Below are 16,260 nucleotides of genomic sequence, written 5' to 3'. Positions count from 1 at the left end.
GATCACGTGAGTGCCATCAGCGTCGGCCAGGCCGTGCTCCTCGGCATCGTCGAGGGCCTGACCGAGTTCCTCCCGGTCTCCTCGACCGGCCACCTGAAGATCACCGAGGGCCTGCTGGGCATCCAGGTGGACGACAAGGCGGTGGTCGGGTTCACCGCCGTGATCCAGGTCGGGGCAATCGCCGCCGTGCTCGTCTACTTCTTCAGCGACATTCGCCGGCTGGTCACCGCCTGGTTCCAGGGTCTGCGCAATCCCGAGGCACGCCAGCACGACTACCATTTCACCTGGTGGGTCATCTACGCGACGATTCCGGTCGTCCTGGTCGGCGTCGCCGCCAAACCGCTCATCGACGGGCCGCTCGCGTCCCTGTGGGTGGTTGCCGCGTCGCTGGTGGCCGGAAGTGGGCTGATGTGGTTCGCCGACCGTTTCGGCCGGCACAAACGCGGCGAGGACGACATCAGCATGTCCGACGCGATGGTCGTCGGATCGTCGCAGATCCTCGCCCTGCTGTTCCCCGGCTTCTCCCGCTCCGGTGCCACCATTTCCACCAGCCTCATTCGCGACCTGGACCGTGTGGCCGCAACCAGACTTTCGTTCTTCCTGTCCATTCCCGCCCTCACCGGGGCCGGGCTTTATGAACTGAAGGACGCCGTCGGCGGCGGAGTCTCGGCGACGCCGCTGGCCGTGGGCACCCTCGTCTCGTTCGTCGTCGCGTATGCCTCGATCGCCTGGCTGCTCAAGTTCGTCGCCCAGCACACCTTCGACGCCTTCGTCGGCTACCGACTCCTCGTCGCCGTCGCCCTCGTCGGCCTGCTCTCCACCGGCGCGCTGAGCGCCTGACGGCCCGGACATCCGGGCTGGTCCATGGCGGCCTGGGCCGCGCGCCGCCCTCCCTTCGCCGACGCGCGCCACCTGCGCGTATCTGCCATCTTCGGACAAAGGTGAACTCTTCGCCTCCTCGAGGGCGTGGTTGCTGCGGAAGGCCCCGACGGACGCGGGGTCCCAGGACCCGCAGCGGCCAGGACCACGGAACCGGACGGGCAGGGATCCAAGGCAAGGAGTCCAACGAAGGATGCGCAAGTTGTTTTCCCTCCGCCGGATGGTCATTCTGGCGGTCCTGGGACTGGTGGCGGCGGTGGCCGGCCCGGCGAGCACGGCCTCGGCTTCCACCCCCGGCAAGCTCACTGTGTGCTCCCAGGGCGGCTACGACTCGCACGTGGTCTTCCCCGGCCGCGGCGGGTGGTCCACCTACCTGATCCAGCCCGGGACCTGTTACACCTCGACCATCAGTGGCACCATCAACGAGCAGATCGACGTGTACCAGTACGACGGCAGAGATCACTATCTCGGGTCGACGATCTACAACGGCTCGGTCGGCCTGGTCGTGGTGACCACCAGCGGCCCCAGCTACTACGCCTACGTCCCCTGACGCAGGCCGTGACACACGTGGTCAGGGCACCCGAGGAACAGGGGCCCTGACCACGACCAGCGACACCGCGCACGACCAGCGACACCTCGCACGACCCGCTGCACCTCGTAGACCGCTACACCTCGCACGGCCGCGGCACCTCGCACGCGTCCGGGTCGGGCCGGCGATCCACCGGCCCCGCCCGGACGCGTCGGCATTTCCGGAGGCATTCTTCCCCGTCGCATGACGGCGTCGCCCGTGCACCGCGACTGGGACCGCCACGGCGGACCCGATATTCCGGGCACGGATCCTGCTGCCAGCGAGCAGCCCCCGCTGCTAAGGGCATGATGCTGGTTTTCGCCGGCGCCTTTGCCGGGGAATCTCGACGGTCTTCTCCAGACCCGCTCCGCAGCGTTCCCGAGGGTCCGCGTGGCCGTCGGACCCCACTGCGGCGCGCACCCGAGGGATTTGTGACAAACGGCCGTAGGCGAAGCGGGGCCGGCCCTTCCGGATTCCCCGATCGGGCCGCCGGGAAGGTTTCTACGACACGTCGAATGTGGGACCTCCGGCACTACCGTCGGATTGTCAACCGGGCGTGATTATCGCCACTACGCGACTGCCGAACGGCGGTGGAAGATTGGTCGAGACGGCCGGCCGTTCGGACTCCGGCCGCCGGGCACCGGCCCCCGCCGGACGCCCGTTTCGACCAGACGTCCGAATCCGACCGGCGACGCCGCACCACCCCGGTCACAGCACCGGCCCGGCCAGCATCGAAAGGGTGAGTGGAGACGGACAGCGACCCATCGACGGCACCTGTACACCGCCGTCCGGCCCACGGGACCGGCCTGCCCGGCCTCGGACCCGCCGACCACCCGCCCGTGTCCGCCCCGCACCGCCCCGCACCGCCGCGTACCTGACACGCTGACCGCCCACCTTCTCCCCGCGGCCTTCTCCCGCGCGGCCTTCTCTCGCGCGACCTCGTCCGCGGCGACCATCACCCGCTGCGATCGTCCCGCGCCGACGTCCACGTCGTCCCCGACACCGACGCCGGCCACGCCCCGGGGTGGCCCGGTGTTGACGGGTATCCGCGCCGCGTCCCGCGTCGCCGGCGCCCATACCCATGCGCCGGAACCGGCCGTCCGGCCGCACCCGCCGATGGCACACCTCACCCGCCCCGTTCCCAGCCACCAGCCACCAGCCACCAGCCACCCGAAGGTGGGTCATGACCATCGTCGACGACAGTATGCCGCCCGATCTTGCCGGGCCGGTGGGCCATCCCGGTCCCCGCCCGCAGCCGGGTCCGCTGCTGCCCGAGGCCGAGCCCCTGCGTGTGCTCGGCACCGGGGCGGCGGCGGCGTTCGACCCAGTTCTCGCCCGTGAGCTGCACCGCCGCCTGGTCCTCGGGCGCCGGTTCAACCGGCAGGCGACCACCCTGACCCGGCAGGGCCGACTGGCCGTCTACCCGGCGTCCACCGGTCAGGAGGCCTGCCAGGTCACCGCCGCGATGGTGCTGCGCGCACAGGACTGGCTGTTTCCCAGCTACCGCGACACGCTGGCGGTCGTCGCGCGGGGGGTACGCCCCATCGACGCGCTGACCTTGATGCGTGGGCATGCCCACTGCGGCTACGACCCGTACGAGCACCGGATCGCACCCCTGGCGACGCCGCTGGCCACCCAGGCGGTACACGCCGTCGGCCTCGCGCATGCCGCCCGACTGCGCGCGACATCCGACCCGGCGTCCGCCGCGGGCCCGGCATCGCCCGGGAATGTGGTGGCCCTTGCGCTGGTCGGCGACGGCGGGACCAGCGAGGGTGATTTCCACGAGGCGCTCAACTTCGCCGCGGTACTGGGCGCGCCGGTGGTGTTCCTGGTCCAGAACAACGGCTACGCGATCTCGGTGCCGCTGGCCAGGCAGTCGGTGGCACCAACACTGGCGCACAAGGCGGTCGGCTACGGCATGCCCGGCCGGCTCGTCGACGGCAACGACGCGCTCGCGATGCACCAGGTGCTGACCGAGGCGGTCGCCCACGCTCGGGCCGGACGCGGGCCGGTGCTGGTCGAGGCGGTCACCTACCGGCTGGAGGCACACACCAACGCCGACGACGCGACCCGCTACCGCAGTGCCGCGGAGGTCCAGGCCTGGCAGGCCCGCGACCCGCTGACCCTGCTCGAGCGGCATCTGCGCGCCACCGGCGGGCTCGACGACGCGGGGGCCGAGGCGGTGGCACGGGAGGCCGAACAGCTCGCCGCCGAGATCCGCGCCCAGTTCGACACCGCCCCCGGCCCCGACCCCGCCACGCTGTTCAGCCATGTCTACGCCGCGCCGACCAGCCAGCTGCGCGAGCAGGCGACCGATCTTGCCGGCCGGCTGGCCCTGGCGGCCGAGGACGACGGCATGGCCTGGGACGACGATCCGCCGGAGGCGGTGAATCCGACGCACGGCGGCCCGGACAGCGGCGACCCGGACAGCGGCGACCCGGACGAGTTCCACGGACAGCCGGGGACGGGGCGGTGCGCAGTGACCAGCAGAGCGGCGCCCGAGATGGCCGGCCCCGCCGGCCCCGGTCCAATGTCGGAATCGGCGCCCTCGGTGACAGCCACATCGACAACGACGCCCATCACCCAGCCGACAACGATGGTGAAGGCGCTGAACGCCGCGTTGCGTGACAGCATGCGCGCGGACCCGACCGTGCACGTCCTCGGGGAGGACGTGGGTGCGCTCGGCGGCGTCTTCCGGGTCACCGACGGCCTGAGCGCCGAGTTCGGCTCCGCGCGCTGCCTGGACACGCCGCTGGCCGAGGCTGGCATCCTCGGCACCGCCATCGGGATGGCGATGTACGGGTTGCGCCCGGTCGTCGAGATGCAGTTCGACGCGTTCGCCTATCCGGCGTTCGAGCAGCTCGTCTCACATGTCGCGAAGATGCGCAACCGCACCGGTGGACGGATGGGCCTGCCGCTGACCATCCGGGTGCCCTACGGCGGTGGCGTCGGCGGGGTCGAGCATCACAGTGACTCCAGCGAGGCCTACTACGCGCACACGCCCGGCCTGCACGTCGTCACCCCGGCGACGGTGGCCGACGGCTACGGGTTGCTGCGCGCCGCGATCGCCTCCGACGACCCGGTCGTCTTCCTCGAACCCAAACGCCTGTACTGGACGTCCGAGCCGCTGGCAGAGGTGGCTCCGCTCGGGCAGGCCATGGTGCGCCGGAGCGGGGCGTCCGCGACGCTGCTGACCTACGGGCCGAGCCTGCCGATCTGCCTGAACGCGGCGAAGGAGGCCGAGGCCGAGGGCTTCGACCTCGCTGTGGTCGACCTGCGCTCTCTGGTGCCGTTCGACGACGAGACAGTCTGCGCGGCGGTGCGCGCCACGGGCCGGGCCGTCGTCGTCCATGAGGCAAGCGGTTTCGGCGGCTTCGGCGCGGAGGTCGTCGCCCGGGTCACCGAACGCTGCTTCCACCATCTGGCCGCGCCCGTGCTGCGGGTCACCGGCTACGACATCCCCTATCCGCCGCCGATGCTCGAAGAACATCATCTGCCCAGCGTCGACCGCATCCTTGATGCCGTCGCCCGACTTCAGTGGGAGCAGTGACCCGTGCCCGCGGTACGCGCATTCGCCCTGCCCGATCTCGGTGAGGGCCTGGTCTCCGCCGAGGTGGTCCGCTGGTTCGTCGACGTCGGAGATGTGATCGTCGTCGACCAGCCCGTCGCGGAGGTGGAGACCGCCAAGGCCATCGTCGAGGTTCCCTGCCCGTTCGCCGGGGTGGTGACGTCGCTCGCGGGGCCGGCGGGCACGGGCGTCCCCGTCGGCGCGCCGCTGATCACCGTCGCGGTCGATCACTCGGGGCAGGACGACACCGGCGGCGCGCCTTCGGCCGGCCCCGGGAACATCCTGGTCGGTTACGGCGTGAGTCCCGAACCCGACCGCCGTCGCCCCCGCCGTCGGCGACCCGCCGGCAGCGGCGGAATTGGCGATACCGGCGGTTCGATCATCCCCATCCCCCGTCCGGAGACCACACTCACCCTCATCTCGGGCCATGGTGCGACGGGTGCCGGCGCGTCATCCAGTGCGTCCGAGGCGCCGGCCGACGCGCCGGCTGGGGCTGGGGCGCTGGCGGGCGCCTCGGCCGGGACGGCTGGTATGGCCCGTGCGGACGGTAGGACTACTACGGGTGGTACCGGTGGCACGGCCCGTGCGGACGGTTTGGCCCCGGCCCGTGCGGACGGTACGGCGGCGGGTGGGCCCGGTTGGGCGGGCCCGGTAGCGGTCGTCTCGCCCCTGGTGCGTCGCCTGGCCCGCGACCATGCCGTGGACCTGCGCACCCTGCGCGGCAGCGGACCGGACGGGCTGATCATGCGCCGGGACGTGGAGGAGGCGATCTCCGCTGGCCCGTCCACGCTGCCCATCGGGCAGGTTTTCGGGAGGACGTTTTCGCCCGCCGCACCACTCGAAGACAACCCGAGCATCAACTCGCATGACGGTGCCGGCGGCGGGGCGGTGCCGGATGGGGCGGTGGTGGCGTTCGACGCACTGCGCCGGCGGGCCGCGGAGGCGTTCACCCGCAGCCGTGCCGAGGTGCCTGACGCGACCTGCTGGGTCGACGCCGACGCGACGGGCCTGCTCGCCGCGAAGAACGCCCTGAACGCAGGGGGTGCCGAGCCGCGCATCGGGCTGCTGTCGATTCTTGCCCGGGTGTGCGTGGCGGCGCTGCTGCGAGCGCCCGAGCTGAACTCGTCCGTCGTCACCGACGGCGCCGGGCGGGCCACCGGCGTCCGTCACCACGACGGCGTCCACCTCGGCTTCGCTGCCCAGACCCCGCGTGGGCTCGTGGTGCCGGTGGTTCGGGATGCCCACCGGCGCACCACCGCCGAGCTTGCCGCCGAGATCACCCGGCTCACCGCGGCGGCCCGCGTCGGCCGCCTCACCCCGAGCGATCTCACCGGCGGCACGTTCACCCTGAACAACTACGGCGTGTTCGGCGTCGACGGCGCAACGCCGATCATCCACCACCCGCAGACGTCCATGCTGGGCGTCGGACGCATCGTGGCGCGGCCCTGGGTGGTGGCGGGTGAGCTCACGGTGCGCGACGTGGTGCAGCTCTCGTTCACCTTCGACCACCGGGTCTGCGATGGCGCCACCGCCGGAGCGTTCCTGCGCTTCGTCGCCGACGCCGCCGAGGATCCCACGGCCCTGCTACGTCACCTCTGACGGGCCCTGACCGGGCCATCAGCACCCCCTGACCGGCCATGCGCCGGATGTACCGCGCGTCCTTGCACCTCCAGTCTGTGGCCGCCCGCGCGTGCCACCCGCTCCGCAATGGAGGTCAGCCGTGCCCGTCCGGGCCCGCTACACCTATCTCGGCCCCGAGGGGACGTTCTCCGAGGTCGCTCTGCGGACGTTGCCCGAGGCGGCGGACGCCGAGCTCATCCCGTCCAGCTCCGTCACCGCCGCGTTGGATGCGGTGCGGTGCGGTGCTGCCACCGGTGCTCTGGTCCCGATCGAGAACTCCGTCGAGGGCGCCGTCACCACGACCCTGGACGAACTCGCCACCGGGCAGCCCTTGATGATCCACCGCGAGGTGGTGCTGCCGATCAGCTTCGCGCTGCTGGTCCGGCCCGGCACCCAGATGGACGACGTCAAGACCGTCACCGGTCATCCCGTCGCGCAGGCCCAGGTGCGTCGCTGGCTCGCGACCCATCTGCCGCACGCCGAGTGGGAGTCGGCCGCCTCCAACGCCGAGGGCGCCCGCCTGGTGCGCGACGGCCGGTTCGACTGTGCGTTCGCCGGTGCGTTCGCCGCCCGTACCTACGGCCTGGAGGCGCTGGTGACCGACATCAACGACGTCGCCGGCGCCACCACCCGCTTCGTCCTGCTCGGCCGGCCCGGGCGGATCAGTGCCCCCTCCCGTGCGGACAAGACCTCCGCCGTCGTCTGGCTCGCCCACAACCACCCCGGTGCGCTGCTGGAACTGCTGCAGGAATGGGCCGTTCGGGGGGTGAATCTCCTGCGGATCGAGTCCCGCCCCACCGGCGAGGGACTCGGCCAGTACTGCTTCTCCTTCGACGCGGAGGGTCATGCCGGCGACCGGCGGGTCGCTGAGGCACTGATGGGCCTGTTCCGGCTGTGCCCGAAGGTCCGGTTCCTGGGCTCCTACCCCCGGGCAGGCGAGTCGGTGCCGCGCCAGCGCACCGCCCCCGCCGACCCCGAGTTCACCCGGGCCGCCGACTGGCTCGCCCGCTGCCTCGACGGACGCGAGGCCGCCTGAGGAGACGCGTACCCCGATGCGACCCTCTCCCGGTAGGCCTGGACTCCCCCGGCCAACTCGGCCGGTTCCCCGACCTCCCTGGCCTGTTTGGGCGGCACCTGTGGCCGCCCAGACAGGCCACGGGTGACGCGCGGCGTGGACCGCCCCCGGAATCGCCAGCACCTCCGGGCTGGGCCACGCCACATGCCAGGTCGTTACTGGTCATGACTGGTCGACGACCCGGCAGAGCAGGTCAACGGCCCGTCCAGGCGGGCCCCGGCCCCGGTATGGCCCATCGGAGCGGGGACGCGGAGCCGACGCGGACAGCACCGGAACACCGCGAACAGTCGCCGCGGGGGCCCCTGGATCGGCCTACCCGGCCGGGGACGCGCAAGGCCGGACAGGACAGGACGATCTGGGAGGATCAGGGGCCCGCCGTAGTCTGCTTGTGAGCCGTGCACGGATCGGACGAACGTTCGGCCACGGATGACAGGCACTGGGAGAGAGGCCGTCAGGTCGGACGCCCGGAAGCGAGGATGCGGTGAAGGTCGTGGCGGTCGCCAGTTACAAGGGCGGGGTCGGCAAGACCACGCTCACGGCGAACATCGGCACGGCGATCGCCCGGCTGGGCAAGCGGGTGCTGATGGTCGACCTGGACCCGCAGGCGAACCTGACCTTCTCGTTCTACCGGCCCGAGGTGTGGCGGACCGAGCTCGCCGATCAGAGGCGCACCATCAAGGCCTGGTTCGAGACCTGGCGCCCGGACACGACTCCCCCATCCCTGGCCGGTTATGTCACGACCCCGTCGCAGGCGGCGGAGGCGATCGCGGCGGGCGGGGGGACGCTGGACCTGCTCGCGTCCCACCTGGCCCTCGGTGACGTCGAGATGGACCTGACGGCCCGCCTCGGCGGGGCGCAGGCGCACCGGTCGACCCGCTACTACTTCGATGTCTACCAGCGGCTGTCCGACGGCCTCGGATCGCTCGACCCGCAGTCCTACGACCTGGTCATCATCGACTGCCCTCCGCATTTCGGGGTCGTCACCCGCGCGGCGATCGCCGCCTGCGACCACGTGCTGATCCCAGCCCGGCCTGATCTGCTCTCCACGCTGGGCATCGAGCATCTGCTCGGCAAGCTCGGCCGGTTCGTCTGGGAGTACAACCGGGTCGCGGAGCTGCAGTCCGGCCTGCACCCGGCCGTCAAACGGCTCGACCCGCGGGTACTCGGCGTCGTGCTCATGATGGTCCAGTACTACCGGGGCCGTCCGACGAGCTTTCTGCGCCGGCACATCGACCAGATCGACGAGCTCGGCGCCCCGGTGTTCACGGCGATGGTCCGGACGAGCAACCGGGCGTTCTCGGGCAGCACCGACGCGCAGCTGCCGGCGGTGCTCTCGCTCGAGACGCCGTACGAGGTGGCCCGGGAGCTCGTCGACCTCGTCGAGGAGTTCCTGCGCCGGCTCGGCGCCTCCGGACTCGGTGCCGACGGCATCCGCGGCTGGCGCGGGGACATCTGACCGGCCAGCCGGCCCTCCTCCCCCGCACGCCGCCGCACGCCGCCGCACGCCGCCGCCGCCGCACCGTCACGGTGGCCGGATCCCTGGCCTGGCCGAGGGTGACTGGTGCTGTCCTTGCGTCACGATCGCGGATTCTCTACGTTGAGGACGAACGATCGGACGGACAGTCCGTCGAGCACATCGAACGCCAGTAGGAGGAGTACATACGCGTTCCGCGCAGGAATCGTCGAAAGCACTCCTTCGCGGGTGCGACGGCCATTCTCGCGAGACCGGGCAATCCGCCATGCGGCGGCGCGATCCGGCACCACCCGCGCCCGTACGGCCCAGGCGCGAGTGAGCCCCGGTCGGCCCGGAACCAGAACACCCCCGTTCCGTCAGGCGCGAGGCCGGACAGGTCGGGAAAGAAAGTCCGACAGGAATTCCCGCATCGTGCGCCGTGTTCGGTCTTATGGGTGCGAGACGGGTGACGTTACTTGAGCCCCGGCGGCCGACGGCGAGTGCCGAATCGGGCGCCCGAATCCGCCCGGCCGTCCACGCGCGCGCACACACGCGCTCGGACACGGCCGGTCGCGGGAGAACGGGAGGAACCGTGTCCCAGGCAACCAGCCGCCACCGCGCCACGGCCGAGCCGCGTACGAGCGAGCCGCGTACGAGCGAGCCGCGCACGGCCGCGCCGCTCACCGTCGCGGTCATCGGCTCCGGGCCGTCCGGGTTCTACGCCGCGAGCTCGCTGCTCGAGCAGTCCGAGGTGCCGGTCCAGGTGCACATGTACGAGCGCCTGGCCACGCCGTGGGGCCTGGTCCGCTCGGGGGTGGCACCGGACCATCCGAAGATCAAGTCGGTGTCGGGGGTGTACTCCGAGATCGCGGCGCATGAGAACTTCCGGTTCTTCGGCAACGTGCACATCGGGCGGGACGTCACCCGCGAGGAACTCGTCGCCCGCTACGACGCGGTCCTCTACGCGATCGGGACGCAGAGTGACCGGCGCCTCGGCATCCCAGGCGAGGACCTTCCCGGCAGTGTGTCGGCGGTGGATTTCGTCGGCTGGTACAATGGCCATCCCGACTACGCGGCGCACGCGTTCGACCTGGTCGGCGATCGTGCCATCGTGATCGGCGCCGGCAACGTCGCGCTCGACGTCGCGCGCATACTCTGCTCGCCGCACGAGCGCCTCGCCCGCACCGACATCGCCGACCATGCACTGTCCACGCTGCGGGAGAGCACGATCACCGAGGTCATGGTGGTCGGGCGGCGCGGCGCGGCGCAGGGCGCGTTCACCACCGCGGAGCTGCGGGAACTGCCCGAGTTCACCGAGTCCGGGGTGGATGTCGACCCCGCGGAGGTGGCGCCACAGCCCGGCGAGGACGCGCTGCCCCGCCCGACCAGGCGCAACCTCGCCGTGCTGCGCGGCTACGCCGAACAGCCCACCGCCGCCGGACAGCGGCACATCACACTGCGTTTCCAGCGCACGCCGGTGGAGATCCGCGGCGACGGGCGGGTCGAGGAGGTGGTCTTCGCCCGCAACGCGCTGGAGGTCGACGAGCAGGGCTGGGTCAGCGCCGTCGACACCGGCGAGCGGGAGACGGTGCCGGCGAGCCTGGTGCTGCGTGCCGTGGGCTACCGGGGAGTGGCCTTCAGCGGCCTGCCGTTCGACGAGCGGCACGGCGTCATTCCCAACGACCGCGGCCGCGTCGAGGGCACCGAGCGGGAGTACGTCGCCGGCTGGATCAAGCGCGGGCCGACCGGCATCATCGGCACGAACCGCAAGTGTGCCGCCGAGACGGTGACCCGGCTGTTCGCCGATCTCGCCGACGGCTCGCTGCGCCGCCACGACCGGGGCGTCACCTTCGACCACGACGTCGAGATCGTCAGCTGGCTGCTCGAACGACAGCCGCATCTGGTCACCGAGTCCGGCTGGCAGCTCATCGACTCCGCCGAGCGCGCGGCAGGGGCCGCCAGCGGCCGTCCCCGGGTGAAACTCGTCCTCACTGACGAACTGCTCGACATCGCCCTGAAACGCCAGTCCGCCACCCCCCGGTGACGCAGGGTGGCCTGGCTTCGGCGGGGACGAAGGCCAGGCCACCGGTCACCGTGCGCCCGACCGCCGTGCGCCCGACCGCCGTGCGCCCGACCGCCGTGCGCGCTTCCGCGCCTGTAACGGTAAGGCGGTTTGACTGCCCCAAATTACGGAACATAACCAGGTTCCCGTCCGCCGATGGGCGGGGATGGGCGGGTCAGCCGCCGCGGGCCACGACCAGCGCACCACGGTTGACCTTGGTCGCCTCACTGCGCGGGATCGCGTCGACGATCTCGACCGTCTTCGGCACCTTGTAGGCGGCGAGCCTGCCCTTGGCGTAGGCGCGGATCTCCTCGGTGCCCGGCGGGGCGGTCGCGTCGGCCGGTGCGATGATCGCGTGGACGCGCCGGCCCCAGTCCGGGTCGCGCAGGCCCACGACCACCACGTCGGCGACGCCGGGATGGTCGATGAGGGCCGACTCGACCTCGGCGGGGAACACGTTCGCCCCACCGGTGACAATCATGTCGACCCGGCGGTCGATCAGGTAGAGGTAGCCGTCGGCGTCCAGATAGCCCAGGTCACCGGCGGTGGAGAAGCCGTCCGGGGTCCGGGGCAGGCGCGGCGCGTCACCCACATAGGTGTAGTTGCCATAGCCGACGCTGCGCAGGTAGATGTCGCCGATCTCCCCGGTCGGCAGCTCGGCGCCGTCCGCGTCGAGGATGCGGATCTCGGTGCCTCGGATGCCCCGCCCGACGCTGCCCTCGTGCCGCAGCCACTCGTCGCCGCGCAGCGCGGTCAGGCCGAGGCCCTCGGTCATCCCGTAGATCGAGATGATCTTCTCCGCGCCGAGCAGGCCGATCCAGCGGTGCATCAGGCTCGGCGGCATCAGTGCGGCCCCCTGCAGAATCCAGCGGACGCTCGATAAATCCCGGCGCTCGACGTCCGGCCGGGCGGCGATGCGCTGCAGCATGGTGGGGGTCGCGGTGAAGGTCGTGACGCCGTACCGCTCGATGACGTCCAGGACCCGGGCCGCCTCGAACTTCTCCATCAGCACAAGCTGGTCACCGGCCAGCAGCTGGGTCAGCGTGGCGAACCCGTTGGCGTGGTAGAGCGGCGCCGGCACCAGGATCGTCTCCGGCCGCGGCACGGTGACGCCCCACCCCGCGATGAACGGCTCGGCAAGCCGCGGGTCGAACACGGCCGGACGATCCGCCACGATGATCTTCGGCCTGCCCGTCGAGCCGCTGCTACAGATGCCCTGGACCCGCGGGGCGACGACGTCGGGCAGGTCGGGCACCGGCAGGTCCGCGGTCGCGTCGATCCACGCGCGATCCGCCGAGCCGAGGAACACCCGGCCGTCGACGACCGACGCCACCCGTTCGAGCTCCCAGTCCGGCACGTCCCAGCGCACCGGCACCGGGGTCGCGCCGAGCTTCCAGGTCGCCAGCGCGGCGAGCACCAGGTGGGGCGAGTTGCGCAGGCCCAGCGCGACCCGATCGCCGAGGACCACGCCCCGGTCGGCCAGCGCGCCGGCGAGCTGGGACGAACGCCGATCCAGCCAGGAATAGCTGAAGGCCGACTCCTGCCCATCCAGGGCGATGAAGTGCAGCGCCGTGTCGTCCGGCCGTTCGACGGCGAGCGCCCGCAGCCTCGCCGGAAAGCCGATCCCTGCCTGCATTCCGCGGCCCTCCAGGTGTGCTCGGACGCGCCGTCGCCCGCAACATCCCGACAACCTAACGGCGTTCATCGCATGATGGCAGGAGCCCGCGAGCCGGGCAACCGGCACAGTTCGCCGCAGCCGGGAGCGCACCCGCGGACAACGCCCGGCCGACCGGCCCGGAGGGCGGCGCGCCGACCGGACGGACCGCCGTCACCTTCGCCCGGGCGCCGCCTTCACCTCGGGCCGCCATCGACCGCCGACGGCCCGGGCCCGGCTGATCCCTGGGTTGCTTCTCGTGGATCTCCGGCTCGCGGCCCGGGTTCACCCAGTGAATCTCGCTGTCCGTGATGGCTTTCGGGGGTGGTGGCGGTGCTTGTGCGCGGGGGTGTCGCTACTACCGGGCGATCTGTCCGATTTGCCCCTTCGTAGCCCGGTAGAAGCGACACGGAGGTCTTCCGGGGCCGATCCGTCGTCACGCGCGGCGGCGGCGAGCAGTCACCGCGCCGAGGGCGAGGTCGTCTGCTCAGGCCTTCGCCTGGGCAGCGGAACGGGCCGGGTTCGCCTGCCCCGCTGCCTTCGGGTCGGTGTCCGACTGCTTGGCGCGCACACCCTCCTCGACATGATCGCCGAGATCCTTGTCGACGTTGCGCCAGTATTCGAAGGCGCGTCGCAGGACCGGCTCGCTGACCCCGTTGAGCAGATGGCCGACGATGTTCTCGACCAGCCGGGCGCGGGCCGCGTCGTCGAGGACCTCCCGGACGAGCGTGCCGGCCTGGCTCCAGTCGTCGTCCTCCGGGCGCTGGGTGTAGGCAGCGCGGACCATCTCACCGTCGGAATACCACAGGCCGCCGTCGTCGGTGAGTTCCGGCCGAGCCGCCGGGCCACCGTAGGAGTTCGGCGCGTACACCGGGTCGGAGACATTGCGCACCCGCATCGCCCCGTCCTTCGAATAGCTGTGGACGGGCACCTTCGCGGAGTTCACCGGAATCTGCTTGTAGTTGACGCCGAGCCGGGCCCGATGGGCGTCCGCATAGCTGAACCCGCGGGCAAGCAGCATCTTGTCCGGCGACAGCCCGGTGCCGGCGACCAGGTTGTTCGGCTCGAACGCGGCCTGTTCCATCTCGGTGTGGTAGTCGGCGACGTTGCGGTTCAGGGTGAGCCGGCCGACCTCCCGCAGCGGGTAGTCGGTGTGCGACCAGACCTTGGTCAGGTCGAACGGGTTGATCCGGTAGGTCTTCGCGTCCTCGAACGGCATGATCTGCATCTTCAGCGTCCAGCTCGGGAACTCCCCGTCCCGGATGTGCTCGTACAGATCACGCTGGTGGTAGTCGGTGTCGATGGCCGCCATCTGGTCGGCCTCGTCCTGGGTGAAGCACTCGACACCCTGGTCGGTCTTGAAGTGGTACTTCACCCAGAAGCGCTCACCCGCGGCATTGATCCACATGTAGGTGTGGCTGGAGTAGCCGTTCATGTGCCGCCAGGTCCGCGGGATGCCCCGGTCGCCCATGAGCCAGGTCACCTGGTGGGCGGACTCCGGCGAGAGGGTCCAGAAGTCCCACTGCATGTCGTGGTCGCGCAGGTTGTTGTCGGTCCGACGCTTCTGCGACCGGATGAAGTGCTGGAACTTCATCGGGTCCTTGATGAAGAAGACCGGCGTGTTGTTTCCGACGATATCCAGATTGCCGTCGGACGTGTAGAACTTCACCGCGAACCCACGCGGGTCACGCCAGGTGTCCGGGCTGCCCCGCTCCCCGGCCACGGTGGAGAACCGGATCAACACGTCCGTCGTCGCTCCCGGAGCGAACACCGCCGCCCGGGTGAACGCACTCACGTCCTGCGTCACCTCGAAGGTCCCGAACGCCCCGCCACCCTTCGCGTGCGGCTGGCGCTCCGCAATCCGCTCCCGGTTGAAGTTCGCCATCTGCTCGATCAGGTAATGATCCTGGAGTAGCAGCGGACCGTCCCGGCCGACACTCAGCGAGTGCTCATCGCTGGCGACGGGGACACCCGCATCGGTGGTCGTCGGACGACGCTCCTTGTTGGTCACCACGCAACTCCTCATCCTGATCCTGCCGGCATGCCCACGTCTCACGGTCGACCCCGCGGCCCGCCCCGCCACCCCGGCCGCGGCCACCGCCTGCGCCGACGCAGGCCCGGCGCAGCCAGGGATCGTGCCGCGCCCTCCGCCTACCCGCCCTGCGCCCCCACACACTCCTCAGCCCCGACCAGTGGCGTCGAATCCCATCAGCACCGGCCAGCCGCCAGCCCATCCCACCGAACGGAGTTCTGCACGTGCATCTGCATGCCACATTCACTCGAGCGCATTCCCCGGCGCCGAGTGGATAGCACTCCCGCCATACCGGAAGGCATATTCCTACGACTTGCTCTACGCCGGCATCGCAGGTCAGGGAAGGGCCAGATCTGACGATTCGCAATATTTCCGCTTTGACTGGCGCCTCACGTCCACCGTCACGATACTGGCGCTGTGAGCAGTTATGGCCCGTGATATCCCCGGCACAGATGACGATCATCCCAATCCTCCGACCGCCGCCAGCCGTGGCTCACCCCGGTCCTCGATCGAGGCGAAGATGGCCGCGCTGGAACGCCTCGCACTCGACGGCCAGCCAGGCCCGGACCCCGAAAACACTCCGGGGCCAGCGCCGCCCGAATCCGCGGCCGACAACACTCAGACCACGCGGCCCCGCGAGGTCCTCCCGGCAGACGCCCGCACGGCCACGAGCGTCGGCAGGGACCGTATTCACGCGAAGCTCGACAGACTTGAGCAACGTTCACGGGATGTTGAGAGTCGGCCAGGCGTCCCCGACGAGGTGCCCCCGCCTGCCAGGGCAGGCAACGAGGTACGGGAAGAGCAGCCGGAATCGACGGATCGCCTGCCCCTGCCCCGCGAGCCGGAAAAGCGGGAGGATCTACTGGCGGCCATCTACGCCGCCAGTGAGAAGACCGAGGCGGGCAGGTCCTTCTATCCCCCGTCCGAGTCGAACACCGAGTCGGCCCGCCTGGTGGCGCCAGAGCCTGGCTACTACACGGTGGATATCCATGGTGATCCCTCCGGGTGCCTGTTCGGCACCGAGCGGCTGGATGCGCACGACGTCGCTCAGCTCATCCGTACCGACCGCGGCTGGGATCATCGGCCGGTCCGGCTACTTTCCTGCGAGACCGGCAAGGGTGACAACCCGATGGCCCAGAAGTTGGCCAACGAGCTGGGTCGCAACGTGCTGGCGCCGACCGAGAACGCCTGGGTCGACTGCGACACCGGCGAGATAGTCATCAGCTCGACTGTGAACGAGAACGGCTTCAAGGACCCTGCAAAACCTTATAATGAACCTTTTCCATCCTGGTTCTTTGAATTGGAGGCCGGATCAGTTCGGTTGATGTTGCGTCAGGTTTGACCGCAGG

At 70.8% G+C, this 16,260-nt stretch carries 10 protein-coding genes and 1 pseudogene; 9 read left to right on the top strand and 2 right to left on the bottom strand.

All coding sequences use genetic code 11. The features are described from left to right. Positions 1–6: 6 nt before the first annotated feature. The 8 genes and pseudogenes from MXD95_RS09945 (at position 7) to MXD95_RS09910 (ending at position 11,207) form a co-directional block, all read left to right on the top strand. Entirely contained in the window at positions 7–840 is an 834-nt protein-coding gene (locus tag MXD95_RS09945; protein ID WP_250640272.1) for an undecaprenyl-diphosphate phosphatase, read from the top strand. A gap of 232 nt (positions 841–1,072) precedes the next feature. Next, a complete protein-coding gene (locus MXD95_RS09940) occupies positions 1,073–1,429 on the top strand; it encodes a hypothetical protein (protein WP_250640271.1) in 357 nt (118 codons plus the stop codon). 1,201 nt (positions 1,430–2,630) lie between these two features. Continuing rightward, positions 2,631–3,800: pseudogene (locus MXD95_RS09935) on the top strand (thiamine pyrophosphate-dependent dehydrogenase E1 component subunit alpha); the annotation flags it as partial. Between the two features lie 243 nt (positions 3,801–4,043). Beyond that, entirely contained in the window at positions 4,044–4,997 is a 954-nt protein-coding gene (locus tag MXD95_RS09930; RefSeq protein ID WP_285223581.1) for an alpha-ketoacid dehydrogenase subunit beta, read from the top strand. A gap of 3 nt (positions 4,998–5,000) precedes the next feature. After that, a complete protein-coding gene (locus MXD95_RS09925; protein WP_250640270.1) occupies positions 5,001–6,614 on the top strand; it encodes a dihydrolipoamide acetyltransferase family protein in 1,614 nt (537 codons plus the stop codon). Positions 6,615–6,735: 121 nt separating this feature from the next. Next, a complete protein-coding gene (pheA, locus tag MXD95_RS09920; protein ID WP_250640269.1) occupies positions 6,736–7,671 on the top strand; it encodes a prephenate dehydratase in 936 nt (311 codons plus the stop codon). Between the two features lie 520 nt (positions 7,672–8,191). Then, entirely contained in the window at positions 8,192–9,166 is a 975-nt protein-coding gene (locus MXD95_RS09915) for a ParA family protein (protein ID WP_250640268.1), read from the top strand. A 589-nt stretch (positions 9,167–9,755) separates the two neighbouring features. After that, entirely contained in the window at positions 9,756–11,207 is a 1,452-nt protein-coding gene (locus tag MXD95_RS09910) for an FAD-dependent oxidoreductase (RefSeq protein ID WP_308301473.1), read from the top strand. Positions 11,208–11,400: 193 nt separating this feature from the next. Here the strand turns inward: MXD95_RS09910 and MXD95_RS09905 are convergent, their stop codons facing one another. Beyond that, positions 11,401–12,861 carry a class I adenylate-forming enzyme family protein gene (locus MXD95_RS09905; protein ID WP_250640267.1) on the bottom strand — a complete coding sequence of 487 codons (1,461 nt, stop codon included), beginning with the start codon at positions 12,859–12,861 and terminating at the stop codon, positions 11,401–11,403. A 505-nt stretch (positions 12,862–13,366) separates the two neighbouring features. Beyond that, positions 13,367–14,890, bottom strand: coding sequence for a catalase (locus MXD95_RS09900; RefSeq protein ID WP_250640266.1), 1,524 nt, complete (start codon positions 14,888–14,890; stop codon positions 13,367–13,369). 541 nt (positions 14,891–15,431) lie between these two features. Here MXD95_RS09900 and MXD95_RS09895 point away from each other — a divergent pair. After that, on the top strand, positions 15,432–16,253 hold the full coding sequence (locus MXD95_RS09895; RefSeq protein WP_250640265.1) for a DUF8616 domain-containing protein: 822 nt from the start codon (positions 15,432–15,434) through the stop codon (positions 16,251–16,253). The last annotated feature ends 7 nt before the right edge of the window (positions 16,254–16,260 follow it).

It is taken from the genome of Frankia sp. AiPa1, from assembly GCF_023243075.1.
Classification (GTDB): domain Bacteria; phylum Actinomycetota; class Actinomycetes; order Frankiales; family Frankiaceae; genus Frankia.
Note: the sequence above shows the minus strand (reverse complement) of the source record. Positions and strands in the feature narration are given on the sequence as shown.

Coding starts and splice junctions, on each gene's coding strand:
- MXD95_RS09930 (WP_285223581.1), top strand. CDS start 4,044: ATGGTGAAGGCGCTGAACGCCGCGTTGCGTGACAGCATGCGCGCGGAC.
- MXD95_RS09895 (WP_250640265.1), top strand. CDS start 15,432: ATGGCCGCGCTGGAACGCCTCGCACTCGACGGCCAGCCAGGCCCGGAC.
- MXD95_RS09940 (WP_250640271.1), top strand. CDS start 1,073: ATGCGCAAGTTGTTTTCCCTCCGCCGGATGGTCATTCTGGCGGTCCTG.
- MXD95_RS09905 (WP_250640267.1), bottom strand. CDS start 12,861: ATGCAGGCAGGGATCGGCTTTCCGGCGAGGCTGCGGGCGCTCGCCGTC.